At 63.0% G+C, this 24,964-nt stretch carries 23 protein-coding genes and 1 riboswitch; of the genes, 7 read left to right on the top strand and 16 right to left on the bottom strand.

Annotated features, from left to right (window positions below; genetic code table 11):
* Positions 1–8: 8 nt before the first annotated feature.
* Both N7568_RS03980 and N7568_RS03975 read right to left on the bottom strand, forming a co-directional pair.
* Entirely contained in the window at positions 9–233 is a 225-nt protein-coding gene (locus tag N7568_RS03980) for a hypothetical protein (RefSeq protein ID WP_261608611.1), read from the bottom strand.
* A gap of 69 nt (positions 234–302) precedes the next feature.
* Complete coding sequence (locus N7568_RS03975; protein ID WP_261608610.1) at positions 303–1,226, bottom strand: LysR family transcriptional regulator ArgP; 924 nt, start codon at positions 1,224–1,226, stop codon at positions 303–305.
* A gap of 68 nt (positions 1,227–1,294) precedes the next feature.
* On the opposite strand from N7568_RS03975, the gene N7568_RS03970 reads away from it, so the two are divergent.
* The 4 genes from N7568_RS03970 to N7568_RS03955 all read left to right on the top strand — a co-directional run bounded on the left by N7568_RS03970 (position 1,295) and on the right by N7568_RS03955 (position 4,627).
* Positions 1,295–1,930, top strand: coding sequence for a LysE/ArgO family amino acid transporter (locus N7568_RS03970; protein WP_261608609.1), 636 nt, complete (start codon positions 1,295–1,297; stop codon positions 1,928–1,930).
* A gap of 98 nt (positions 1,931–2,028) precedes the next feature.
* Positions 2,029–2,739 (top strand): response regulator transcription factor, encoded by a 711-nt coding sequence (locus N7568_RS03965; RefSeq protein ID WP_026543233.1) that lies wholly within the window; start codon positions 2,029–2,031, stop codon positions 2,737–2,739.
* Between the two features lie 2 nt (positions 2,740–2,741).
* Positions 2,742–4,205, top strand: a complete 1,464-nt coding sequence (locus N7568_RS03960; RefSeq protein WP_261608608.1) for a sensor histidine kinase — start codon at positions 2,742–2,744, stop codon at positions 4,203–4,205.
* A gap of 131 nt (positions 4,206–4,336) precedes the next feature.
* The gene (locus tag N7568_RS03955) at positions 4,337–4,627 is read left to right on the top strand and encodes a WXG100 family type VII secretion target (RefSeq protein WP_261608607.1); all 291 of its coding nucleotides are present in this window, start codon (positions 4,337–4,339) and stop codon (positions 4,625–4,627) included.
* A 92-nt stretch (positions 4,628–4,719) separates the two neighbouring features.
* Here N7568_RS03955 and N7568_RS03950 read toward each other — a convergent pair whose 3' ends face one another.
* From N7568_RS03950 to N7568_RS03930, 5 genes are all read right to left on the bottom strand, one after another.
* A complete protein-coding gene (locus N7568_RS03950) occupies positions 4,720–5,763 on the bottom strand; it encodes a ribonuclease HI family protein (RefSeq protein WP_261608606.1) in 1,044 nt (347 codons plus the stop codon).
* A gap of 225 nt (positions 5,764–5,988) precedes the next feature.
* Positions 5,989–7,614, bottom strand: coding sequence for a chaperonin GroEL (gene groL / locus N7568_RS03945; RefSeq protein ID WP_089593895.1), 1,626 nt, complete (start codon positions 7,612–7,614; stop codon positions 5,989–5,991).
* A 325-nt stretch (positions 7,615–7,939) separates the two neighbouring features.
* A complete protein-coding gene (locus N7568_RS03940; protein ID WP_011773737.1) occupies positions 7,940–8,143 on the bottom strand; it encodes a cold-shock protein in 204 nt (67 codons plus the stop codon).
* 170 nt (positions 8,144–8,313) lie between these two features.
* The gene (locus tag N7568_RS03935; protein WP_261608605.1) at positions 8,314–8,922 is read right to left on the bottom strand and encodes a LytR C-terminal domain-containing protein; all 609 of its coding nucleotides are present in this window, start codon (positions 8,920–8,922) and stop codon (positions 8,314–8,316) included.
* 49 nt (positions 8,923–8,971) lie between these two features.
* Positions 8,972–9,307: a DUF3263 domain-containing protein gene (locus N7568_RS03930; protein WP_439898955.1), complete on the bottom strand. Its 336-nt coding sequence runs from the start codon at positions 9,305–9,307 to the stop codon at positions 8,972–8,974.
* Between the two features lie 108 nt (positions 9,308–9,415).
* Here N7568_RS03930 and N7568_RS03925 point away from each other — a divergent pair, with 108 nt between their 5' ends.
* Positions 9,416–10,183, top strand: coding sequence for a uracil-DNA glycosylase (locus N7568_RS03925; RefSeq protein ID WP_261608604.1), 768 nt, complete (start codon positions 9,416–9,418; stop codon positions 10,181–10,183).
* A 52-nt stretch (positions 10,184–10,235) separates the two neighbouring features.
* Positions 10,236–11,075, top strand: a complete 840-nt coding sequence (locus N7568_RS03920) for a siderophore-interacting protein (protein ID WP_261608603.1) — start codon at positions 10,236–10,238, stop codon at positions 11,073–11,075.
* 63 nt (positions 11,076–11,138) lie between these two features.
* Here the strand turns inward: N7568_RS03920 and N7568_RS03915 are convergent, their stop codons facing one another.
* The 9 genes from N7568_RS03915 to N7568_RS03875 form a co-directional block, all read right to left on the bottom strand.
* Positions 11,139–12,626: a threonine/serine ThrE exporter family protein gene (locus tag N7568_RS03915; protein ID WP_261608602.1), complete on the bottom strand. Its 1,488-nt coding sequence runs from the start codon at positions 12,624–12,626 to the stop codon at positions 11,139–11,141.
* 27 nt (positions 12,627–12,653) lie between these two features.
* Entirely contained in the window at positions 12,654–13,970 is a 1,317-nt protein-coding gene (locus N7568_RS03910; RefSeq protein WP_261608601.1) for an aminoacyltransferase, read from the bottom strand.
* A 111-nt stretch (positions 13,971–14,081) separates the two neighbouring features.
* Positions 14,082–15,170 (bottom strand): lipid II:glycine glycyltransferase FemX, encoded by a 1,089-nt coding sequence (locus tag N7568_RS03905; RefSeq protein WP_261609021.1) that lies wholly within the window; start codon positions 15,168–15,170, stop codon positions 14,082–14,084.
* A gap of 119 nt (positions 15,171–15,289) precedes the next feature.
* A complete protein-coding gene (locus N7568_RS03900) occupies positions 15,290–16,111 on the bottom strand; it encodes a DNA/RNA non-specific endonuclease (protein WP_261608600.1) in 822 nt (273 codons plus the stop codon).
* A gap of 38 nt (positions 16,112–16,149) precedes the next feature.
* A complete protein-coding gene (locus N7568_RS03895) occupies positions 16,150–17,562 on the bottom strand; it encodes an L-serine ammonia-lyase (RefSeq protein ID WP_261608599.1) in 1,413 nt (470 codons plus the stop codon).
* Between the two features lie 294 nt (positions 17,563–17,856).
* Complete coding sequence (gcvH, locus tag N7568_RS03890; RefSeq protein ID WP_089593885.1) at positions 17,857–18,243, bottom strand: glycine cleavage system protein GcvH; 387 nt, start codon at positions 18,241–18,243, stop codon at positions 17,857–17,859.
* A gap of 191 nt (positions 18,244–18,434) precedes the next feature.
* Positions 18,435–19,568 (bottom strand): glycine cleavage system aminomethyltransferase GcvT, encoded by a 1,134-nt coding sequence (gene gcvT / locus N7568_RS03885; RefSeq protein WP_261608598.1) that lies wholly within the window; start codon positions 19,566–19,568, stop codon positions 18,435–18,437.
* Positions 19,569–19,580: 12 nt separating this feature from the next.
* The gene (gene gcvP / locus N7568_RS03880; protein WP_261608597.1) at positions 19,581–22,427 is read right to left on the bottom strand and encodes an aminomethyl-transferring glycine dehydrogenase; all 2,847 of its coding nucleotides are present in this window, start codon (positions 22,425–22,427) and stop codon (positions 19,581–19,583) included.
* 180 nt (positions 22,428–22,607) lie between these two features.
* Positions 22,608–22,705, bottom strand: a riboswitch (glycine riboswitch).
* Between the two features lie 89 nt (positions 22,706–22,794).
* The gene (locus N7568_RS03875) at positions 22,795–23,337 is read right to left on the bottom strand and encodes a TetR/AcrR family transcriptional regulator (protein ID WP_261608596.1); all 543 of its coding nucleotides are present in this window, start codon (positions 23,335–23,337) and stop codon (positions 22,795–22,797) included.
* Between the two features lie 72 nt (positions 23,338–23,409).
* Between N7568_RS03875 and N7568_RS03870 the strand changes: the two genes are divergently transcribed.
* A complete protein-coding gene (locus N7568_RS03870; RefSeq protein WP_261608595.1) occupies positions 23,410–24,960 on the top strand; it encodes an MFS transporter in 1,551 nt (516 codons plus the stop codon).
* Positions 24,961–24,964 lie beyond the last annotated feature (4 nt).

The following is a 24,964-nucleotide window of genomic DNA, read 5'->3' as shown; positions in this document are numbered from 1 at the left end:
AGAAGGACTCAGGCGACCATCCGGCTGATCTGCTGGAGCTTGACCCGGTCCACCACTGCCCACGAGTCGGCATCGCGGAGCTGGGCACTGGCGAAACGTTCTGCGGCCGTGAGGTCCTGGAAGTCCTCCCGCCGGACCCGGCCGGTCTCACTGTCCAGGTACGTCACGTGGAACTCGACGTCCTCGCTGTCCTGAAGCTGGTGAATGCTTACTGGAGCTGTTGCTTTTGCCATGTTTTAAGTGTGGAGCGGGGCACTGACATTATTGGAAGCATCCTTGGGCGTGTTCGGATTTAGCGGTTTTCAGGGTGCGGCGAGGTATTGGCCGGACACCTCCCGGACGGTCTCGCTCAGCACGTCAAGCACCCTCGATGCCGTCTTCCACCGCTGCCAGTAGAGCGGCACATCGAAGGGCCGGTCCGGGGCCAGCTCAATCAGCCTGCCGTCCGCGATATCCGGCGCGCACTGGACCTCCGGGATCAAGCCCCAGCCAAGGCCCAACCGGATCGCGTCGCCGAAATCCTGGGAAGCCGGGACGTAGTGGCGGGGACCTCGGCGCTCCGGCACAGGATCACCCGAAGCGCCGGGCCACGAGCGTACGAACGCCCACTGGTAGGTGTCCTTGCGGTCGAAGTCCACGGTGGGTGCAGCGTTGAGTGCCGCACCGTCCATCCCGTTCGGAAAATCCGGAAACCAGCGGTCCACAAAATGGGGCGCCGCAACGGCGAGGTACCGCATGACCCCAAGGCTCTCAACCCGGCATCCCTGTACCGGCTCCGGGGTGGCAGTAACGGCGGCCATGACGGTTCCGGAACGCAGCAATGACGTCGAATGCTGTTCGTCGTCCCGGTGAAGGTCAAACGTGACATTAAGGTCCTGCGGAACCTCGGCCAGTGCTTGCAGGAACCACACCGCCAACGAGTCCGCGTTGACCACGATCGGCAGGGCGGGCTTCGCCCCGTCAGTACCCATTCCGAGCTCCCTGCCGGCGTCGGCCTCAAGTTGTGCTACTTGGCGGGCCAGCCGGAGCACGACTTCGCCCGCTTCTGTGGCCTGGGCAGGGTTGCTGCGCTGCAGCAGCACCCGCCCAGCCAATTGTTCCAGCGCTTTCAGCCGTTGCGACACCGCCGACGGCGTGATGTGCAGCAGGCGCGCGGCGGCATCCAATGTGCCTTCGGAGAGGACCGTGGCGAAGGTGAGGAGTTGCTCGGAGGGAAACTGGGGCATAAGCACAGCTTACGTGGCGTGAGAATCTTTAGCTGGCCTAAAGGTCGGACCCACCATAGTTTCGAAGAGTGACTTTTATTGACTTCTTCAATTCCGCGGGCCTCGGCCTGGCCACGGGCCTCGCCCTGATCGTTGCCATCGGCGCACAGAACGCCTTTGTACTCCGGCAAGGAATCCGCGGCGAACACATCGTCCCCATCGTTGCTGTCTGCGCCTTGTCCGATGCCGTACTGATCGCGGCCGGTGTCCTCGGCACCGGTGCCCTTATTACGGCAGCCCCTGCCGCCGTCGTCGTCCTCCGTTACATCGGCGCCGCATTCCTTGTGACGTATGGCCTGCTGGCTGCCCGCCGCGCCCTGCGTCCGCAGTCACTGACTACTGCGGAAGGACCAGTCAACGACGGCGGCGCGAAACGCGGCCTCGCGGCCGCTGTGACCACGGTTCTGGCACTCACCTGGCTTAATCCGCACGTCTACCTGGACATCGCCCTTCTGGGTTCGATCGCCAGCGCGCAAGGGACTCCCTTGCAGTGGTGGTTTGGCGCCGGGGCCATGCTCGGCAGCATCATTTGGTTCTCGTCGCTGGGATTCGGCGCGCGCTATCTCCGCGGATTTTTTGCGCGGCCCCTGTCGTGGCGCATCCTGGACGGTGGCATTGCCGTGACCATGGTGGCACTGGGGACGGGCTTGGCACTGGGGGCGTGATCTTGCCTCCCGGCACGTCGGGTACTTAGCCCAGCCACGCAGTCGGCTCACATGCAGCATCCAGACAACTCCCAGTTTCTGGGAGCATCATGGGTGTCATGAAAAAGAACGGCCCCGAAGCCAAGCTCCTTGTCGTCGATGACGAACCCAACATCCGCGAGCTGCTCTCCACATCCCTGCGCTTTGCAGGTTTTGAGGTCGTGGCCGCGTCCAACGGTCGTGAAGCCCTCGCGGCAGCCGACCTCCATGCGCCCGACCTCGCTGTCCTGGACGTCATGCTCCCGGACATGGATGGCTTCACGGTAACGCGCCGCCTCCGCGCGGCCGGCAAGCACTTCCCTGTCCTGTTCCTCACCGCGAAGGACGACACCGAGGACAAAGTCACCGGCCTCACCGTCGGTGGCGATGACTACGTCACCAAACCATTCAGCCTCGACGAAGTCGTGGCACGTATCCGCGCGGTCCTGCGCCGTACCCAGCCGCTGGAAGACGACGACGCCGTGATCCGCGTCGACGATCTTGAACTCGACGACGACGCCCACGAGGTGCGCCGCGGCGGCACTGTGATCGAGCTGTCCCCCACCGAGTTCAAGCTCCTGCGCTACCTCATGCTCAACCCCAACCGTGTGCTCTCCAAGGCACAGATCCTGGACCACGTCTGGGAATACGATTTCAACGGTGACGCCTCGATCGTTGAGTCCTACATTTCCTACCTTCGCCGCAAAGTGGACATCGATCCCGATGCCGCAGCCCTCATCCAGACCAAGCGCGGCGTAGGCTACGTGCTGCGAACGGCAGAGAAGCGCTGACCTTGCTGCAACGCTGGAAATCGGCGTCCCTGAGGTCGCAGCTCGTCGCCATCATCATGGGCCTGCTCCTGCTGGCCCTGGCGGCGACGGGCTCCGGCACCCTGACGCTCGTGAAGAGCTACCTGCAGGGCCAGGTGGACGACAAACTCAAAGCCGCTGTCGCGTTGGCCCAGGACCAGCAGTCTTTCGACAACCTGTCCCGGCCCAACCCCACGGCGCCCAACGACTCCGCCGTCCCCACGGACTACTCGCTCACGCTTTATGTCCCCGGACTTGATCCCTATCCGTTGGGCGGCAGCCAGACCGACCGACCCGCGATTCCCAATATCACCCCCACTGAAGCGAAACAGCACGGAAGTACCCCTTTCCAGGTCAAAGGCACAGCGGGCACCAACTGGCGCGTCATCGCCGTGGGCGTCGTAGCCAACGGGCAAAACGGCGTGGTCCTCATCGGGCTTCCCCTCACGCCGGTGGACAAAGTCATGGAGCATGCCGTCCTGGTGGTGGTAGGCGTTGGCTTATTGACCCTCGTCTTGGCCTTCTTCATCGCCACGTGGACCGTTGCGCGGTCCTTCCGGCCCCTGGCAAAGGTGGAAAAGACGGCCGCGGCCATCGCGGCGGGCGATCTTTCCCGCCGTGTGGAAATCGACAACCCCCACACTGAGGTCGGTCGCCTTGGCGGTTCCCTGAATGCCATGCTCGCGCATATTGAGGCCTCGTTTGCAGCGCGGGCCGCGTCCGAAGGCCGCATGCGGCGTTTTGCTGCCGACGCTTCCCATGAACTGCGGACACCCCTGGTGACCATCCGTGGTTTCTCGGAGCTCTACCGGCACGGCGCCCTCACCTCCGAAGAAGATGTCGCGATGGCGATGGGCCGGATCGAAAGCGAAGCCAAACGCATGGGCTCCATGGTGGAGGACCTGCTGATGCTGGCCCGCCTGGACGAGCAGCGTCCGCTTCAGCTCAAGCCTGTGGACCTCCAACTCCTTGCGCACGACGCCATGGTGGACACCAAGGCCTCCTGCGGGGACCGCAGCATTACGCTCACAGGACTCGACGACGCCTCCCCCACCGCCGCTCCTGTCCAAGGCGACGAGGCCAAGCTGCGACAAGTCATTGGCAACCTGGTGGGCAATGCCCTTCGGTACACACCGGAAGGAAGCCCGATCGAACTCGCTGTTGGCGTCCGTAACACTCCTGCGGGTTCAGTTTCGGTCATCGAGATCCGCGATCACGGGTCCGGCATTCCTGACACGGAAACCAACAAGATCTTCGAACGCTTCTACCGGGCTGACACGTCACGCACCCGTGAGACAGGCGGCAGCGGGCTCGGCCTCGCCATTGTTGCCGCGATCGTGGGGTCCCACGGCGGTACGGTCCGGGTCACGGAGACCGACGGCGGCGGGGCCACGCTGGTGGTCAGCCTTCCCTTCCATGAAGAACCCGCCGAGCTGATATCCAGCTAGGGCTGGTCTGCGGAGTTGTCCACATAGCGACGAAGGCCTGTTTCACGGTTGCAGGCGGCTGCCTAGGCTCGATGTTGTGGCCACGCATCCCGCCGCAATTTGCGGAACATCTTCGTCGAAAGGCATCACCCATGAGCGTCATCTCCGTCGATACTGAGTTGCTTCAGCTCAAGTCGGCCAACGTCAAAGGCACTGTTGATCGCATTAGTTCGGATGTGCTTGCCATGAAGCGCGGCCTGGAGGAACTCCAAGGGACGTGGCGGGGATCTGCTGCCACCAACTTCCAGTCACTTGTCGTGGAATGGTCGCTCACGCAGAGCAAGGTTGAGGCGTCGCTCGCTTCCATCACCATGGCCCTGTCCTCGGCGGCAACAAGTTATTCGGAAGTGGAACAGGGCAACACCCAGCGCTTCATGTACTGATGTCCGCCCCGTAGGCTCCTGCGGGTCCGGATACCTTCCCCCTTGCGCATCCGGACCCGCAGGTCATGGGCCAGCTCCCAGCAGGTCATGAATCAGTTCTCGACAGTCCCCTGGTGGAACCGCAGCCGCCATTGTCCGCGGTCGAGCATCCACACAGAACTACGCAGCGCCGAACCCGAGTGGGCAAGGCTGCGGTAGTTCAGCAGAATAGTGTTGTCGCTGAGGCGGTCCGCGCTCAGCAGCTCCAGGTCGGTCGGTTCACCAGGGTCCTCTTCCAGCGCCATCATCATGGCGTCCCGGGTCCAGAACCGGCCAGAGCTGCCGATCTCAGCGAAATCCGGGTGGAGGAGCACGCCAATCCGGCCAATGTCCGCCCGTACGTCAGGCCGGAGCAGCTCCCTTTCCAATGCGAGCACAGTGTCCTCGGCGGAGAGCTCCTGTGCGGAAGCGCCTTCGAGTTCACTGAAAAGATCGGGCTGACCGAAGATGCCGGACTCACCAAAGAGCGTCGGTTCGAAATGCGGCCTTGGGCTGCGCTCAACCTTTGCTGACGCGGAGCCCCCTCCCGCCAACCCCTTGGAGCCGGCAGCGGTGCCTGCAGGCACGGTCTCTGAGGAACGGGGCTGGGTCCCGTCCACGTCCGTTGCGGGCTGCGAGGCCTGCTCCAGCGAGCCCGGGAAGCCTGGCCCGGCCCGGTGCGCGACGCCCTGCTGGTAAGCGGTGGCGACGGCGCGTGCACGCTCGTCGGCGGCCTCATTGAGGTCATGCCCGGCGTGGCCCTTGACCCACTCGAAGGTGTACTTGCGGCCAACGATCGCTTGGTCGATGTCCTTGAGCAGGTCCACGTTCAACACAGGCTTGCCGTCGGCCTTCCGCCAGCCTTTCCGCTTCCACCCCGGCATCCACTTGGTAATGCAGTTGATGACGTACTGGCTGTCGCAAAGGATCAGCAGTTCTTCATGTGGCACGTGGGCCGTGGACCGGAACAAGTCCAGGACGGCCATCAGTTCACCTTGGTTGTTGGTACCGTGCGGCCAACCTCCTGCCCGCCAACAGGAGTCATCAACGTACCAGGCCCAACCGGCCGGCCCAGGATTACCGAGGGCGGACCCATCGGCGGCAGCAATAATCGTCATGACGTTAATCCTGCCAGACCCCACCGACACTGAAACCGTGATAGGCACCCAACCAAGTAGCAGTTCAGGCCGTAGTGAGCGCTCAAAACGGCACCTACTGCTACCTACTGGGGCACCGACCTTGGGCACCGACGCAAACGACGGCGGCCCCCACCAATTGGTGGGGACCGCCGTCGTTTGCTCTAAAGCGTGATGCGTGGCGCTGTATCGCTACAGCTTGGGTGCCTAGAAGCCGCCCATGCCGCCCATGTCGTCGCCACCGGCAGCCGGAGCGTTCTTCTCAGGCTTGTCGGCAACTACGGCCTCGGTGGTCAGGAACAGACCCGCGATGGAAGCAGCGTTCTGGAGAGCCGAGCGGGTGACCTTTACGGGGTCGTTGACTCCGGCAGCCAGAAGGTCTTCGTAGACGCCCGTGGCAGCGTTCAGGCCGTGGCCGGAAGGCAGGCCGCGAACCTTGTCCACAACAACGCCCGGCTCGAGGCCAGCGTTGAAAGCGATCTGCTTGAGCGGTGCGTCGATGGCAACCTTGACGATGTTGGCACCCGTTGCCTCGTCACCCTGGAGGGTGAGGTTGGCGAATGCCTTGGCGCCAGCCTGGATGAGGGCAACGCCACCACCGGCAACGATGCCTTCTTCAACAGCAGCCTTGGCGTTGCGGACTGCGTCCTCAATGCGGTGCTTGCGTTCCTTGAGCTCAACTTCGGTTGCGGCACCGGCCTTGATGACTGCAACGCCGCCGGCCAGCTTGGCCAGGCGTTCCTGCAGCTTCTCGCGGTCGTAGTCGGAGTCGGAGTTTTCGATCTCGGCGCGGATCTGGGCCACGCGGCCTGCGATCTGCTCGGCGTCGCCGGCACCTTCAACGATGGTGGTCTCGTCCTTGGTGACAACAACCTTGCGGGCGGTGCCGAGGAGTTCCAGGCCAGCGTTCTCGAGCTTGAGGCCAACTTCTTCGGAGATGACCTGGCCGCCGGTGAGGATGGCGATGTCGGCGAGCTGTGCCTTGCGGCGGTCACCGAAGCCCGGAGCCTTGACGGCAACGGACTTGAAGGTGCCACGGATCTTGTTGACGATCAGGGTGGCCAGGGCCTCGCCCTCGATGTCTTCGGCGATGATCAGCAGCGGCTTGTTCGACTGCATGACCTTCTCCAGAACCGTGACGAGTTCCTTCACGTTGGAGATCTTGGAGTTGACGATCAGGATGTACGGGTCTTCGAGGACCGTTTCCTGGCGCTCTGCGTCCGTGACGAAGTAAGCGGAGATGTAGCCCTTGTCGAAGCGCATGCCCTCGGTGAGCTCGAGCTCCAGGCCGAAGGTGTTGGACTCCTCGACCGTGATGACGCCTTCCTTGCCCACCTTGTCCAGGGCTTCGGCGATCAGGCTGCCGATTTCCGGGTCACCGGCGGAGATGGAAGCCGTAGCTGCGATCTCTTCCTTGGTTTCGATTTCCTTGGCGGAAGCCAGCAGTTCGCTGATGACTGCCTCGACAGCCTTCTCGATGCCACGCTTGAGGGACAGCGGGTCGGCGCCGGCGGCAACGTTGCGCAGGCCTTCCTTCACCAGTGCCTGGGCGAGAACGGTTGCAGTGGTAGTACCGTCGCCAGCGACGTCATCCGTCTTCTTGGCAACTTCCTTGACCAGTTCTGCACCGATCTTCTCGTAAGGATCGTCCAGCTCGATCTCCTTGGCGATGGAAACACCATCGTTGGTGATCGTGGGGGCGCCCCACTTCTTTTCGAGGACGACGTTGCGTCCACGCGGGCCGAGGGTGACCTTGACGGCGTCTGCGAGGATGTTCAGGCCCCGCTCGAGGCCGCGGCGTGCCTCTTCATCAAATGCAATGATCTTGGCCATAACGGCGGTAGTCCTTTCGGGACAGTCGTTAAGAAGGTACCTGTCAGATGGGGTGCCCGCGACGGACGGTCCTTTGCCCGCGGCCTCTGTATGCCCCGCGCTCCGGACCTCACCCCACCAAGGTGTTTCTTGATCCTCCGGTGGTTCGCCAACCGTCCACCACCCGGGATTAGCCGGGCCGGACTTAGCAGTCGAACCGTAAGAGTGCTAAATCAATAATTAGCACTCGACCGGGGAGAGTGCAAGCAGAGATGCCACTTTGCTCTATAAACAAAGGGGGTTTCAGCCGTGGGCTGACGGGAAGGGGCGGGACGTCGCCCGCGGGCTATGCGACGCGGACGCCTTCGGCCTGCGGACCTTTCTGGCCCTCCCCCAATTCGAACTCAACCCGCTGACCCTCTTCGAGGGCGCGGAAGCCATCCATCTGGATAGCCGACCAGTGTACAAAGACGTCGTCGCCGGATTCATCCACAGTGATGAAGCCGTAGCCTTTTTCGGCGTTGAACCATTTGACGGTTCCCAATGCCATGATGCCCACACTTTCGCAGTAGCCAAGTCCGGTTGCCGGGATCTCCGTACCGGAATCAATCCACTGTAACCACTGTCACTATCACAGCGCTCGCGTGGAGGGGCAGGGCAACACTTTTGTTATTGAGGCTTAACCGAGTTGGGGCTTTCCTGCCCTCCCAGGCCCCGAATCTACTGGTAGCCAGGCCCCGCCACAACAACCAGCGGCTGCTGGACATCGGGAGATTCAACGATCGTTTGGATGCCCAGCAGGGTTCCCAAAGCCTCGGCGTTGGCCTTCTGCGCGGGAGCGTTGTAGAAGATGACGGACGTCTGCTGCGGGATACCGCCCCAGTTGCCCACAGTGCTCAGCGCCCAGCCATCACCCTCGACAAGGCCAGCCACCCGGCCTGCCAGGCCTGCAGTACCGGCACCGTTGTAGACGGCCACCGGCGTGGTCTTGTCCACCGGGGCTGCGGATGACGTCTCGGACGGAACGCCTGACGGGCTCGGTTCGCTTGAAGCTGACGGTGCACTGCTGGATTCGCTCGGTGCTGGCGAAGGCGAGGCGTCAGTCTGCTGCGGCGCCGGCGTCGTCACGCTGGGCGCGGCACCGGGGGCCACAACGCCCAGGTTCGGAAGGACCAGGAAGGCCACCAATCCGAGGACCAAGGCAACAGCACCAACGGTCAGGACCGGCCACAAGGTGGGGCGGGTGGTCTCTTGGGCGTCGCGGTGAACGCCCTGCCGGGAAGTGTTCTGCGGGACCTGGTCGAATTCGTCCTTGGCATATTTGGTCATGGTGAAGCGTTGTCCTTGCTGGTAGCTGCTGACAGATCAGCCGGGCGATTTACGCGTCGGACCCCAAACGACGTGCCGTCCGCGCACGCTGGCGGGACGTACGTAGTCTACGCAATCTCTTGACGAGCATGGGATCGTGGGCCAACGCGTCTTCGGTATCGATCAGCGCGTTAAGGATCTGGTAATAGTGTGTGGCGGAGAGATCAAACAGTTCACGGATAGCCTGTTCCTTGGCGCCCGCGTATTTCCACCATTGCCGCTCCAGGGCCAACATTTGCTGATCCCGTTCACTGAGCGGGGAGTCACTGCGCGTCCCGGCCGCGAGGTCTTCCAGGGCAAAGCCTGTTGCCTGCGACGCCATCGGTTCCGGTGCTGGTTCAGCCACGGCACACTCCTTCGACGCTTGTTGGGGAAAATGTCCTACCCCTATGTTACGGGCGAATAACAACGCTGTCATTCGCCCGGCCGGCGCCGCGCGGGGCACAATGGCGTAGTGACTGGCGAGGATGCACTGTTTGACCTTGAACCTGCGGGCGTGGCGGATCCAGGCTTTGCGGCGCTGGTTGACCGCCCCTTGGAGGAACTGATGGCACCCGACTGGGCACAGGCACTGCGCCCCGTGGAACGCCAACTCCGCGATGCCTTGGCGTATGTCGCCGGGCGGGCAGCCGATGGCGCCCACGTTCTTCCTTCGGCCCGGAATCTCCTGCGCGCCTTCAGCCAGCCGTTGGCCGACGTCAAAGTACTGATCCTGGGCCAGGACCCGTATCCGACGCCGGGACACGCCGTCGGACTTTCCTTTGCCGTGTCGCGGCAAACGCGCCCCATTCCGCGAAGCCTCGCCAACATCTACCGCGAACTTCACGACGACCTTGGCCTCCCGCCCCGGATCCACGGCGACCTTAGCGCCTGGACGGACCAAGGCGTCCTCCTGCTGAACCGCGTCCTCAGCGTGGAAGCCGGAAAAGCCGGCTCGCATCGGGGTAAGGGCTGGGAAGCCATCACGACGGCGGCAGTCACCGCCGTCGCCAACCGTACCGACGACTCTGGCCACCAAAGCCCGCTGGTGGCGATCCTGTGGGGCAAAGACGCTGAGGGCGTCGTACCGCTGCTGGGCGGCGCACCGTCCATCGTCTCGGTGCATCCGAGCCCATTGTCCGCCTCCCGCGGATTCTTCGGCTCAAAACCCTTCAGCCGGACCAACGAACTGCTGGTTGCCCGGGGCGCTGACCCCATCAATTGGGAACTGCCCGTCCTGTAACCTTCGACTCATACCCAGCGGGCGTGCAGGCAATTAGCTTAGGCTTACCTATATGACTGCTCTCCCCGTCACCTCGTCCGCCACACGCAAAACCCGCCCCCAGGTCAACCTGACTGTTCTGCGGAGGGAACACCTTTCACCGCATATGGTGCGGATCGTGGCCGGCGGACCTGGATTCAGCGATTACGTGAACAACGAGTACGTGGACCGGTACGTCAAGATTGTCTTCCCGCAGCCGGGCATCAACTACGAGCTCCCCCTGGACCTGTGGGCCATCCGCGAGACCATGCCCCGCGAGCAGTGGCCGCACACCCGGACATACACCATCCGTTGGGTGGACCTGGAAGCCCAACAGTTGGCTATCGACTTCGTGGTGCACGGCGACGAAGGCCTGGCCGGTCCTTGGGCAGCCGCAGCCGAGCCCGGCGACTCCATGGTCTTCACGGGCCCGGGCGGCGGCTACAACCCCGCCCCTGACGCCGACTGGTACTTGTTCGCCGGCGATGACGCCGCGATTCCGGCCATAGCGGCCTGCGTCGAGGCCCTTGCTCCCGACGCCCGCGGGACAGTCTTCCTTGAGGTAGACAGTGAGGCCGACATCCTGCCAATATCCTCTCCCGAAGGCGTTGAACTGCACTGGCTGCAGCGCAGCGGCGTACCTGCCGGATCCAGTGATTTGCTGCTGGAAGCCCTCCGCAACACCGAATGGTTGCCAGGACGCGTGGATGTCTTCGCCCACGGCGAGCGGGGGTACATGAAGGGTCTCCGGGAGATCTTCTTTGCACAGCGGGGCTTGGAACGTTCCCAAGTGTCTCTGTCCGGTTACTGGGCTCAGGGTCGGGTGGAGGAAGTCTTCCAAGCCGAGAAGAAACTTCCCGTAGGACAGATCTAGATTTAGTCCGTAATGCCGAACGGCGCCGCCTCATGGCGGCGCCGTTCGGCATTAACCGGGTCGCTAGCGGCGTCTGACCCTGCGCCGTTCATTGCTGGACAGGCCCTTCGTGAGCGGCCTGGCAAGGTTGTCGCCCAGGACAATGCCTGCGGCCACACCCAACACAATCGCACCGGCGTTGAGCATGCCACCAGCACCCGCCAGGATGTCTCCTTCTTCGACGGTCAAAACATACATCGACCGGAATATGGTGAGGCCGGGCAACAGGATCAGCGCAGCAGGAACGGCCACCACCAGCTGTGGTGCACCCAGTTTGAGCGCCACGACCCTGCCCAACAGACCGATCACCACTGCGGCTACGGCGGGCGACAAGCGGTCGCCGAGGCCGGCTGCCCCGGCCCCCCACAAAACGAAGAATCCCACAAACCCCACTGCCGCCGTCGGAAGCAACAGTCGCATTTGCGTTTGCTCGGTCACACCGATGGCCACTACTGCGATGGCGATAAGAATCGCCCGGCCCCAGAGAGGATACGCATCGGGGAATGTGTCCGTGACGTCCAGGACCTCGCTGCCGATCAGCGTTCCGACCACCACGGCGACGCCGATACCAGCCACGATGGCACCGAATGTCAGTGCGGTGGAAAGAAACCGTCCAGCAGCCGTCACAGGGAAGCCGTTGATGGCGTCCTGCACGGCGGAAACGAGGCGGCCTGTGGGTAGCAGCAGCAGGATTCCGCCGGCCACCACAATGGATGGAGCAATGTCCACACCCGCCCAACGCAACATCAGCGCGATGAACGTGACCAGGAACGCGCACGCCATGGTGTTGAAGAAGTCCGCCGTCCGCCACTTGGCGAGTTGGCGGGAGAGCAGGCTTATGAGGATGTTGGAGCCGAACGCTACCGCGGACGCGCCGATGCCGCCGCCCAGCACGCCCACGAAAACCGCGGCAAAGACACCGAAGGCCATGGTGACCATCCACCGCGGGAAGGGCTTGGCGCTGCGGATGATCTCGTTCAACCGGCGCACGGCTTCGTCGCGCCCCACTCCCCCGGCCACGATGTCCGTGACCAGTTGATGGACCTGCGCAAGGCCGGCGTAGTTGTTGGTCCAGGAGCGCACCACGCGGAGCAGCGTGATGGGCGTCTGGTCCTTGGGAGCGTAGTTGATGGCCACCGACTGGTTGGTGATGTCCACTTCAACGTTCTTCAAGCCAAGGGCAGCCGTAACGGCGATCATGCTCGTCTCGACTTCCAGGGCACCGGCCCCGTACCGGAACATGACCTCTGCCAGATGCAGGGCGAAGTCGATGGTCTTACGGGCCGAGGCATCCACACCCACCACCTGGATGGTGGGGTTGGCGTAGGGACTCCCGGCAAGCCGATCCACGATGTTCATGGGGGCGGTGGGCGGACTATCGCCTTGGACCAAGCGCATGAGCATGCGTTTGGCGTTAACGTTCTGCCGGACCTGCGACGGGCGCAGCGGTTGGGTCTTGGGCAAGCCGTCGGTATGGGGTCGGCTGGCGGACCCCTCGGGGCGTTCAGTCACGCGGTGATCCTCCCTTGACTTGTTTGATTAGCGGTTCCCCCGCAGGTTTCGGACTACTGGCAATTTCTCAAGGGGCAATCGTCCCAGCACTGTCTGGGCGGCTCCTGCGAGCTTCCTGACCACGCGGTAGGCGTTGAAGACGAGCGGGTTCACTGGTGCGACGAAGTCCCCCACCAGCTGGACTACCTCGCCACCGAAGCCCTTCTTGAATTCGTAGCCGCCGTGGCCGGTCTCGTCCTGGCCTTGGATGCCGAACGTGCCGTAGAAGTTGTAGCGCGAGTATCCGTTGTTGAGCGCGTGCAGCATCATGCCCCAGTACAGGGACGTAGCGCCGTTGAAGTAGATATAGTCCTGCACGGTGCCGCCAATGACGCACACCAGTTCGTCGCCCGAGCATGCGAAGTGGATGGCAGCCACGGTCGCCACGCCTACGGAGTCCGGGAAGCGTTCGATATCCTTGAGGCTGCGCTCATAGCTGTCCACGAGATCCTGGACTACCTTGACGCGGTTGGCCTTCTTCTTGCTGCCAGTCTCTTCGACTTCACGTTTGAGGTCTGCGAGGGTCTTTGATTCAGCGTTCAGGCGCTCGGTGATGGACGCCCGGTACTCGGGGATGTTGATCTTGGCCATCATGAGCTTGGTGAACTCGTCCGAGGTGTTGCGGAGCAGTTGCTCGTAGTACTCGCGTTCGCGGTACGTGAAGCCCTTCTCGTCGCCGGCAGTGCTCAGCGCGTTGTAGAAGTCGTCCAGCGTTTCCAGCGTGGCCTGTTCCAGGTAAACGCCGTTCTTTTCGGCTTTCCGGATGGCCTTGCGGGTGCGGTAGTTCATGCCCATGATCAGCTCTTCGGAATCGGCGATCCCGTCGAGCTGCTTGATGAACATCCAGTTGATGTTGGCGAAGTTCATGTCGAAGCCTTGGTGCTTGAAACCCAAGCCCTCGAATTCCTTCAGCAGGGGACGGTTGTCCTCCACCTCGGGGTGCTCGGCACCTTCTTCGTCCCGTGCGATGTACCGGATGTTGGGCGAGATCCGCAGTTCCGCGGCCTTCTTCGAAGCCGCGTGCTTCTTCAACTGCTCGACGACGAAGCTCACCACCGCGGGGTCGCTGTAGTCCATCAGTGGCCCCTTGGCACAGTCGCACACCTTGTAGCCGAAGCGGTTTGCCGTGTAGACGAGCTTTCCTGCGGCAACAAGGCTGCCGCTCTGCATGACCCCGAAGAGTTCCACTTCCTGACCACGGGCGCGCTGGAAGCGGGTCAGGTCCATGGATTGGATGAAGCTCCCCTGGGGGTGTCCCTTGGCAAACGTCTCGAAATCAGCGTCACTGAGAATCACGAATTCCATGGCGGTTCCAGCCTCAATCGGAGTCAAAGAAAATACCTCACCTAACAGTAGATTTGCACCCGTTGGTGGCCGGGGCGGGCCTGAAGTTTGCTTGCTGCCGATAACTGGCCGTCAGTAGAACTGGCCGCCGGTGCGCATGGTTTCCAGACGACGGAAGATGCGCTCAGCACCCTTGAGCCACAGCTTGTAGCGGACGGGTCCCAGCACGAGGTCGTAACAACCCACAAAGTCCGTGACGGTCTTGGTAAAGCTCGTCTTGAAGGATCCCAGGCCATAGAGCGGGTGGGACTTGTCCTTGATCCGTGCTGCCGGCGGGGTGCCACAGAAATCGTATTCCACGCAGCCAAGCTCCTGCATGCGCTGGATCGCAGCCCACTGCGCCAAGTGTGAGTCACCGTACTGCTTGCGGTTCTGGGTGGAACCGCCGTCCTTGTACGTCGCCTTGGAACCATAATTGATGACGAAAGCGCCAACGCTCGGAGCCCCATCCTCGTGAACGAAGAAGAAGTGACCCTGGCCCCGGCTGCTGAACTCTTCCCAGAACGTGGAGTAGTACTCGTAGCTCCGCAGCGGCATGTCCCCCTTGGCATTCATGGTGTTCTGCATGAGCGCGTAGAGCTTGCGGTAAGTGTCGTGGCCGGGTTCAGCCTGGAGGACCTCGCACCCCTCACGCTCCGCCCTGCGGACTGCGTTCCTGGCGCGTGAGGAAATACTCCTGAGTACTTCATTGGCCGGAGCTGAAATGTCCAGTATCGCCGTCGAGTCGTTGGACTGGATGTTCGGGGCCTTGACCAAGCCAGCCGCTTTCAGGTGCGTCACCGCCTCAGGTGACTCCACGACGTCGGGCTCTATCTTGATGGCGAAGACGTTCATCTTCTGCTCCTTGGCCAGAGCGGCGATGGCCTTGAGCATGGAGGTGATGTCCTCCACGGCAGCAGCGTCCGGCCCCTTGATGAGGTACCAGAGCCGGCCCATGACGGGGAACTTCTTCTCCAGGAGCAGGTTGTAGCTGGCGTAGTCGGCGGTCTCCACCACAAGTCGGCGGACCAGCCAGCCGTTGCCGTCCTTGACTGCCGCGTAGGCGTCCGATTGCAGCATGTTGCCGCCGTTCGGATTGGCCGTGACGTGTTTGTCCCAGTTATCGATTTCTTCGGCGGTGGCAAAGCGGGCGGTAAATTCTCGCAAGGTGGCCGTGTCCAATCTCAGGGTTTTGGTGCAGTGTTCAAAAAGCGTGGTGCGCATGCGGACATGCAGCTCCAAGTCTATCGGGCCGGGAAAAATCGGCTGCTCTTCCAGGATGAACGTGCTCTTGGAGGTGCTTACAAACGGATCTGGTCCGCGCTCTCCAGCTTGATCGCTTTCGGTTGCTGGCCCAGTTCGCGCTGGCCGCTGACAAGACGGTCCGCGTTGGTGAGCCTGCTGAGACTCAGTCCTGTCAGGTCCGCGATCTGCCCAATGGGGACCTGGAAGGTCCGGAACGGACCCAGCGGGGGCGGTTCGCCTTCCAGGAGCCGCGTCTCGATGGCTCTCTTCAGATCAACCTTGCCCAGTAGCGGCGACTGGTCCAGGACGAACCCGACGGCGGCAAGCTTGGCGTCGTTGGTCCAGGCCGCGATCTTCCAGAACTTCCGCGGGATCTGGACGCCGCGGTACGGAAGATCGTCCTCCAGGAAGACCGGCCCAGTGAACACACTGAGTTTGGCGTCATGCGCGTGGGCGTGGCCCAGCACGTGGTCCTCGAGTCCCACCCACAGTTCCTTGCCTTGGTTAAAGTCATCCACCTGCGGCGCTGCGTTGGTGAAGGCAAACGTGTCCTGGTTGGCCTTCTTCGCCGTTGCCGCATCACCCCAGACCGGATCCAAACGCCGCACCAAGTGCCCGCGGTCGAACGCGTTGTTCTTATAGACGTCCGGGCCGGCCTGCTGTTCCTTGGGGATCCTGTCATCGAAATGCCAGGTTCCCTCGCGGGCCAGTGGATTCAGTTCAGCACCGCTGATGTTGACACCCACGATCGCCGCAAGCTTCCGGGCAGCCCGGAAACGCACGGAAAAGTGGGTGTAGTCCAAAAGAATCGTCGTTGCCGACGGACTGGGCAGTTCAAGGCGTGCCCGCAAAAAATCCCTGCTGTATCCCCCGCTCATGGATACAGCATGGCACTAGGCACTGACAGTAAAAAGACTCAGCATTCGACGACGTTGACGGCGAGGCCGCCCATCGCGGTTTCCTTGTACTTATGGGACATGTCCTTGCCCGTCTCACGCATGGTCACAATCACCTCATCCAACGACACCCGATGCGTCCCATCACCCCACAACGCCATCTTCGCCGCGTTGATCGCCTTCGCCGCAGCAATCGCATTCCGCTCAATACACGGAATCTGCACCAACCCCCCAATCGGATCACACGTCAACCCCAGGTTGTGTTCCATCGCGATCTCCGCAGCGTTCTCCACCTGACCCGGCGTACCACCCATCACCTCAGCCAACCCGGCAGCAGCCATCGACGACGCCGAACCCACCTCACCCTGACAGCCAACCTCAGCACCCGAAATGGACGCCTGCTCCTTATACAACACACCCACCGCACCCGCAGCGAGCAGGAACTTCACCACCACATCGTCCTTATCAGCCTGGGAGGCCTTGTCCATGCCCGGAGCATAATTCAACGCGTAATACAGCACCGCCGGAATGATCCCCGCAGCACCATTGGTCGGAGCCGTCACCACCCGGCCGCCAGAGGCATTCTCCTCATTCACAGCCAACGCGATCAGGTTCACCCACTCCTGCCAATACTTCGGATCGTTCCGGTCCTTATCCTCCTTCAGCAACCGCTCCAACCAATCAGGAGAACGACGACGGACCCGCAACCCGCCAGGGAGCACACCCTCACGCTTCAAACTCGTTTCAACGCAAGCCTCCATCACGGACCAGATATGCAACAGACCCTCCCGGATCTCCTCCTCCGACCGGGACGCCCGCTCATTGATGAACATGATGTCGCTGATCCCCAACCCCTTGGACTGGCACCGGCCCAGCAACTCCGCCGCCGTCCTAAAAGGCAACGGCAACTCCGCCTTCGTCTCCTCCAACTCCTGCTGAGCCGCGTTCTCCTCACCCTCACGGACAATGAACCCACCACCCACAGAAAAGAACGTCGCCTCCACCACCACGTTCCCCGCAGCATCGGACACAGCAAACTTCATCCCATTCGTATGCCGCGGCAACACCGTCAACGGATGCAACACCATGTCCTCCACCGCATACGGCAGCTCAACACCGTCGCCGGAGGCACCCGCCAGGTTCAGGACACCTGTCTCAGCGATCGTGGCGAGCCGCTCCTCCACCTCGTCAGGCAGAATCAGCTCGGGGTGATAGCCTTCCAAACCCAGCAGCGTCGCCGTCATCGTGCCGTGGCCACGTCCCGTGGCAGCCAATGAACCGTACAGATCAACGCGCAACGATGCCACCGAGCCCAGGACATCAGCGTCCTTCAACTCACTGGCGAACACAGCGGCAGCCCGCATCGGCCCCACAGTATGGGAACTCGACGGACCAATACCCACAGAGAACAGATCGAAAACACCAACAGCCATGGTCGGGATCCCTTAATACAGCTTGAAACGGTCCGGCAGATGGTCCTGCCGGATGGTCTCCCCCGCTTGTGGCGGAAGGCGACCGAAGCACGACGCCGGATGGCCCCCAAAGGCGGCAACCCGGCGTCGCAATACTATTCAGTTCTACAATCCCACGCTACGCCTTGTGGGCCGGTGCTGCCTGCGAGCGTTCGGGCCATCCCGGCGCCCAATTCGGGGTCTAGCTGCAGAACATGACGTGCGCACGGCACGACCCGCAGCGAACCCCCGGATCGGACTCGGTCGGGAGGGACTTTAGGAGAGGTCTCCGCCATTCTTGGAGGCGTATTCCTCGGCCGAGAGCAGCGGGCCCTCGGACTCAGCGGCGACCTTGAAGAGCCAGCCGGCACCGTAGGGGTCGTTGTTGATCAGGGCCGGGTCGCCGACGACAGCGTCGTTGATCTCGGTGACCTCACCGGTGACCGGCGAGTACAGGTCCGAAACGGACTTGGTGGACTCAACTTCGCCACAGGTCTCGCCAGCGGTGACCGTGGAGCCAACCTCGGGAAGGTCAACGTACACGATGTCACCCAGCGCGTCGGTGGCAACCTCGGAGATACCAACGGACACCGAGTTCCCCTCGCCGCGGGAAACCCACTCGTGCTCGTCGGAGTACTGAAGTTCGGGCGCTACTTTGGGCATTCTGATTCCTTTACGTTGAGTGGTCTAAATCTAACGGTCGCTCCGGAGGTACGCGGCCCCTTCGGGACCGGTATCCGGAAGCGTGCGTCCAAGGAAGCGTCACGTCCGCTCAGCGGGCGTTCCCGCGACCGAGCACGCGGAGGATGCCGGACCCGACGGGCTTCAGGCGACCCGTCGAGTACGGCCCCGGCCTACTTTTGGCGCTTGTAGAACGGCAGTGCGACGACTTCGAACGGCTCGCTCTTGCCGCGCAGGTCAATGTCCAGCGCGGTACCAAGCTCTGAGTGCTCGACGTCGACATACGCCAACGCTACCGGGTAGCCAAGCGTAGGGCTGGGCTGGCCGGAGGTCACTTCGCCAACTACAGCGCCGTCCTTGAGAACCGGGTAGTGTCCGCGTCCGGCGCGGCGCCCCAGGCCCTTGAGGCCAACGAGTTTGCGTCCGCTGGTTGCGCCAGCCCCGTCTGCCTTGAGGGCTGCCAGTGCGTCCTTGCCCACGAAGTCGCCTTCCTTGGACAGCGCCACGACGGGTCCGAGCCCTGCAGCGAAGGGGTTGCCTTCGCGGGAGAGTTCATTGCCGTAAAGGGGCATTCCGGCTTCGAGGCGGAGTGAGTCGCGGGAAGCGAGGCCGGCAGGAGTGAGTTCGCCTTCTTGAGCAGCATCCGCGATGGCCTGCCAGAGGGCGGCCGCGGATCCGTTGGCTACGAAGATCTCGAAGCCGTCTTCGCCGGTGTACCCGGTGCGGGCCAACAGCAGGTCTTGAGTGCCGCCGTCGAACGTGAAGGGGACCTCAACGGCCGCGTAGTACTTCAGTTCGGTGACCAGTGCGTGCTGTTCGGCCGGAACCAAGCGCAGCAGGATGGCTTCGGCGAGCGGGCCCTGCACTGCAATGAGTGAAGTTTCGGCCGAAGCGTCCTCAACCAGCACGTCAAAACCAGCGGCGCGCTCCAGCAGGGCTTCAGCCACAACTTTGGCGTTGCCCGCGTTCGGGACCACCAGGAACTTGTCCTCGCCGCGACGATACGCGATGAGGTCGTCGATGATGCCGCCGTCTTCCTGGCAGATCAGCGAGTACTTGGCTTTGCCCTCGGCCATGGCGGAGATCTTGCCCACCAGGGCGTAGTCCAGGAAAGCAGCAGCCTGGGGGCCGGTGACCCAGACTTCGCCCATGTGGGAGAGGTCGAACAGGCCTGCGGACTTGCGGACTGCGTGGTGCTCGGCCAATTCGGACGAGTACTTGAGGGGCATCTGCCAGCCACCGAAGTCGGTGAAGGACGCGCCGAGTTTTTTGTGCTCTTCGTAGAGGGCGGTGTAGTTCTCAGTCATTGCGGGACCGTCCTAGTTTTCGAAGTCTTCGATCGGCGGGCAGGAGCAGACCAGGTTGCGGTCTCCGGCTGCGCCGTCGATGCGGCCGACGGGCGGGAAGTACTTGTCCTGCTTGAGGTGGTGGACCGGGAAGGCGGCCTGCTCGCGCGGGTACGCGCGGTCCCAATCAGAACTTACGACGGCGGCAGCCGTGTGGGGTGCCTTGCGCAGCGGCGAGTTCTCCACGGCGAAGTCGCCATGGGCAACCTGGTCGATTTCCTTGCGGATGGTGATCATGGCTTCGATGAAGCGGTCGATTTCCACGAGGTCTTCGGATTCGGTGGGTTCCACCATCAGCGTGCCGGCAACCGGGAACGCGAGGGTGGGTGCGTGGAAGCCGAAGTCGATGAGGCGCTTGGCCACGTCCTCAGCTGTAACACCGGTCTTCGCGGTCAGTTCACGAAGGTCCAGGATGCACTCGTGCGCCACAAGTCCGCCTTCTCCGGTGTAGAGAACCGGGAAGTGGTCGTTGAGGCGGGAAGCGATGTAGTTCGCGGCAAGCAGCGCGGACTTGGTGGCCTCGGTGAGTCCCTGGCCGCCCATGAGCTTCACGTAAGCCCAGGAGATCGGCAGCACACCGGCGGAACCGAAACGGGAAGCTGAGATCGGGACGTCGTTGCCTTCGGTCCAGGACGCGGCATCTCCCGGCATGAACGGCGCGAGGTGTGCCTTGGCTGCAACCGGACCAACGCCCGGTCCACCGCCGCCATGCGGGATGCAGAAGGTCTTGTGCAGGTTCAGGTGGGACACGTCGCCGCCGAACTTGCCCGGCTGGGCCAGGCCCACGAGTGCGTTGAGGTTGGCGCCGTCGATGTACACCTGGCCGCCGGCCTCGTGGATGGCGTCGCAGACTTCGCGGACGTCAGCGTCGTAGACACCGTGCGTGGACGGGTAGGTGATCATGATGGCCGAGAGGGCGTCCCGGTGGGCCTCGATCTTGGCCTTGAGGTCAACGTGGTCGATGGTGCCATCGGGTGCGGTAGCTACAACAACTACCTTCATGCCCGCCAGCACTGCCGAGGCGGCGTTGGTGCCGTGGGCCGAAGCCGGGATCAGGCACACGTTGCGCTGCTCATCGCCGCGGGAGTGGTGGTAGCCGCGGATTGCGAGCAAGCCTGCGAGCTCGCCCTGGGAGCCGGCGTTCGGCTGGATGGACACCTGGTCGTAGCCAGTGATCTCGGTCAGCTGCGCCTCAAGGTCGGTGATGAGCTCACGCCAGCCTTCGGTCTGGGAATCCGGAGCGAACGGGTGGATCGAAGCGAACTCCGGCCAGGAAATGGCTTCCATCTCAGCGGTGGCGTTCAGCTTCATGGTGCAGGAACCCAGCGGAATCATGGTGCGATCCAGCGCGAGGTCACGGTCAGAGAGCTTGCGGATGTAGCGCAACAGTTGGGTTTCGGAGCGGTGCGTGTTGAACACCGGGTGCTGCATGAAGTCGCTCGTGCGCTCAACAGAGCCCTCAAGCGCAAAGCCATCTGCGGACTCAAGCACCGAAGCGCCGAAGACCGCGAGGAGACCGCCGACAATATCGGATGTAGTTGTCTCATCAACAGAAATACCCACCGTGTCAGCGTCAACGCCGCGCAGGTTGATGCCCTTGGCCTCGGCAGCGGCGACGATCTCAGACGCCTTGCCGGGGACGCGGACGGTGATGGTGTCGAAGAAGGAACCGTGGAGGACCTCGACGCCGGCAGCCTTCAGGGACGCTGCGAGAGTGCGGGCGTGACCGTGGGCGGTCTCGGCGATCGCTTTCAGGCCTTCCGGGCCGTGGTAGACGGCATACATCGAGGCCACGATGGCCAGCAACGCCTGCGCAGTACAAATGTTGGACGTGGCCTTCTCGCGGCGGATGTGCTGCTCACGGGTCTGCAGCGCCAAGCGGTAGGCGGGGACACCGGCGTCGTCCTTGGAAACGCCCACCAGACGGCCGGGCATGGAACGCTCCAGGCCCTTCTGGACGGCCATGTACGCGGCGTGCGGGCCGCCGAAGAACAGCGGGACACCCAGGCGCTGCGCGGAACCAACAGCAATGTCAGCGCCCTGCTCACCCGGAGGGGTGATGAGCGTCAGGGAGAGGAGGTCGGCAGCCACGGTGACCAGCGCGCCGCGTTCCTTCGCCTCAGCGATCACAGCGGAGTGGTCGAACACGCGGCCCGAAACGCCGGGCTGCTGCAGGACGACGCCGTTGATGGCGCCTTCCGGGAGGCCGAGCGACAGGTCCGCAACCTCAACCTCAAAGCCGAGGGCTTCGGCGCGGCCCTTCACAATGGCGATGGTCTGAGGCAGGCAGTCGGCGTCAAGAACGGTCTTGCCATCCTGGACGGCCTTGTTCTTGTTGGCGCGGCGCATCATCAGGACAGCTTCAGCCACAGCCGTTGCTTCATCCAGCAGGGAGGCGTTGGCGATCGGCAGGCCAACAAGGTCCTGAACCATGGTCTGGAAGTTCAGGAGTGCTTCGAGGCGGCCCTGCGAAATTTCGGGCTGGTACGGGGTGTAGGCCGTGTACCAGGCCGGGGACTCGAGAATGTTGCGGCGGATCACCGGGGGCGTCACGGTGTCGTAGTAGCCCTGGCCGATCATCTGAACGGCAGTCTTGTTCTTCGAGGCAAGCTTGCGGAGCCCGGCGAGGACCTCGACTTCGCTCAGCGCGTTCTCCAGGGTGAGGGCAACGTCCTGGCGGATGTCGTTCGGAACGGCGGTGTCCACCAGCGAATCAACGGTGTCGTAGCCGACGGACTTGAGCATGGTCTCAATGTCGGCCTGGCGGCGGGCGCCGATATGCCGATCGACGAAGGTGGTGGAGGCAGAACTAACCGTCACGAAGGAACTCCATTACTTGGGCAGCGTTTGGGTACGCCACAGCGGCTGGGTTCCTCCCCGCTCTGTATTGGACCTGAGAGTTTCCGCGCGTTGCGTGAACAACCATCGCTTGCACCGTCGGTGAGCACAGCACTCTTTCACCCTGAGGTGGGCTAAGTGCCTGCTGCTTTCCAGAGTTGCCTCGCCGCGGCGGTGCGTGGGCCTGAGAGATTCCTGGGGAGGGTTTGCTCCTACGGCGCCTGCATCACGTGCTTGCAGGACTCTCCCGCCGCAGATCAAAGGCATTTTCAGTTATGTATGGCCCCGTTCAGGGCAGGCCACAAGAGTTAATTGTCCTATGCGGCGGGCGCCGCCGCAAATGGACGACTCACTGCTTCCGCAGGCGCTCCAGGACGCCCAGCAGGATCTCGACGTCGGCCTCCCGCCCGGCGTTGCCGTCCCCCTGGCCGCCTTCGAACATTGCGTTGAAATACAAGCCGTCACCCATGTAGCTGACGGCTTTGGCGACCTCCGGCCCCACGTCTTCGGCCAGGACGTCCAGCCACTGCTGCTGGATGCCGGCGAACCTGCGCCGGGTTTCCTCATGTGCCACCTCGGCCAGCCGCGTTGCGGCAACGAAAGCGCGGTCCATGGGCGTATCGGCCCACAGCGAGGACCGGATGAAGTACGCAGCGGAGCCATCCGGAGCGGCCTTCATCTGTTCAATGTCTTCGTTCGCCAACAGATCCAAGCGCTCCAGCAGAGCACTGATCAGCGACTCCTTGTTGGGGAAGTGGTACAGCAGCCCACCCTTGGAGACCCCGGCCCGCTTGGCGACGGCGTCGAGCGTGGCAGCCCGCTCCCCTACCTCTATGAGGAGGGCTTCGTAGGCATCCAGGACGGCGTCCCGGGCAACTGGTTTTCGTGGCATATGTCCATCATTCCCTAAAGGCTCGTCGGGTTCTATTTGAAACTGTACCGTCTGGACGGTACAGTAAATTACATGTTCTCGCCGTCCTCAACCCAAGCACCCCGTTCCGCTCGTCCCGTCATGGGCCCGGCTGCACCGTGGCGCGATTGGACGGCCCTGGCACTGCTGATGTTCCCGGTGCTGCTGGTGGCCGTCGACAACACCGCGCTCACCTTTGCCCTGCCTGAGATTGCCCGATCCTTGGACGTGGGCGGCGTTCAACTCCTGTGGATCGTGGACGCTTACCCGCTGGTCCTCGCCGCGTTGCTCGTTTCCATGGGCAACCTGGGCGACAGGATCGGACGACGGCGGCTGCTGCTGGTCGGCAGCACAGGCTTCGCAGCGGTTTCGGCTGCTACAGCCTTCGCGCCTTCTGCTGAATGGCTCATCGCCGGACGCGCGGGCCTCGGCGTCTTCGGCGCCATGCTGATGCCCTCCACGCTGTCACTGATCCGGAACATCTTCACCGATCCAAACCGTCGCCGGCTTGCGATCGCCGTCTGGGCTGCAGGCTTCTCAGGTGGCGCCGCCCTCGGCCCGATCTTCGGCGGTTGGCTGGTGGAACACTTCTGGTGGGGTGCCGTCTTCCTGGTGGCAGCGTTCCTGCTCCTGCCGCTCCTGGCATTCGGCAGGGTCCTCATCCCCGAATCCAAGGACGCCAATCCTGGCCGCGTGGACGTGCCCAGCATTGTCCTGTCAGTGGTCACCATGGCTCCCTTCGTCTATGGCATCAAGGAATTCGCGGTTCACGGCTTCGGAGCATCGGCTGCGGCCTTCATGGGCTTCGGACTGGTGATGGGCATCCTGTTCGTCCGCCGCCAGCAACGGATCGAGAGCCCCATGCTGGACGTCGCTTTGTTCAAGAACAAGGTGTTCAGCACGGCCATCGTGGCGAACGTGTTGTCCCTGTTCTCCATGACCGGGTTCATCTACTTCTTCGCCCAGCACCTGCAGCTTGTTGAGGGCCAGTCGCCCATGGAAGCGGGCATCGCGATGATTCCCGCACTCCTGGCAACGGTCATCGCCGGCCTGCTGGTAGTGCCGTTGGTCAAGCGCGTGCGGCCCGGGTTCGTTGTTGCTGCCGGCCTGACACTGAGCGCTGTGGGCTACCTGGTTGTGGTGGTGGGCGACCACGGCAGCGGGCCGGTGTTCCTGCTGTCAGCCCTGACCGTGCTCGCAGTTGGGGTGGGTGCCGCGGAGACCATCTCCAACGACCTCATCCTTGCCTCCGTTCCGGCCGACAAGTCCGGAGCGGCCTCGGCTATCTCCGAGACCGGCTACGAATTGGGGTCGCTCCTGGGAACGGCCGTGCTCGGCTCGATCCTCACTGCTTCCTACCAGCACAACCTGATCATTCCGGACGGCATCTCCAGTGAAGCTGCCGGGAACTCCAATGAAACGCTCGCTGGCGCTGTTGATGCTGCCGCGGCCCTCCCCGCGCCTTTGTCGGAGGCGCTGACCGCCGCCGCCCGGATCGCTTTCGAGTCCGGCGTCCATATCACTGCGGCGATTGGGCTGGTCCTGATGGCTGGAGCGGCAGTACTCGCCGCCGTCGTACTTCGGGGTGTGCCGAAGGCGCAGTAGTACT

It is taken from the genome of Paenarthrobacter aurescens, from assembly GCF_025421775.1.
In the GTDB taxonomy this organism is placed as follows: Bacteria; Actinomycetota; Actinomycetes; order Actinomycetales; family Micrococcaceae; genus Arthrobacter; species Arthrobacter aurescens_B.
This window is presented reverse-complemented; position numbering and strand designations above follow the sequence as displayed.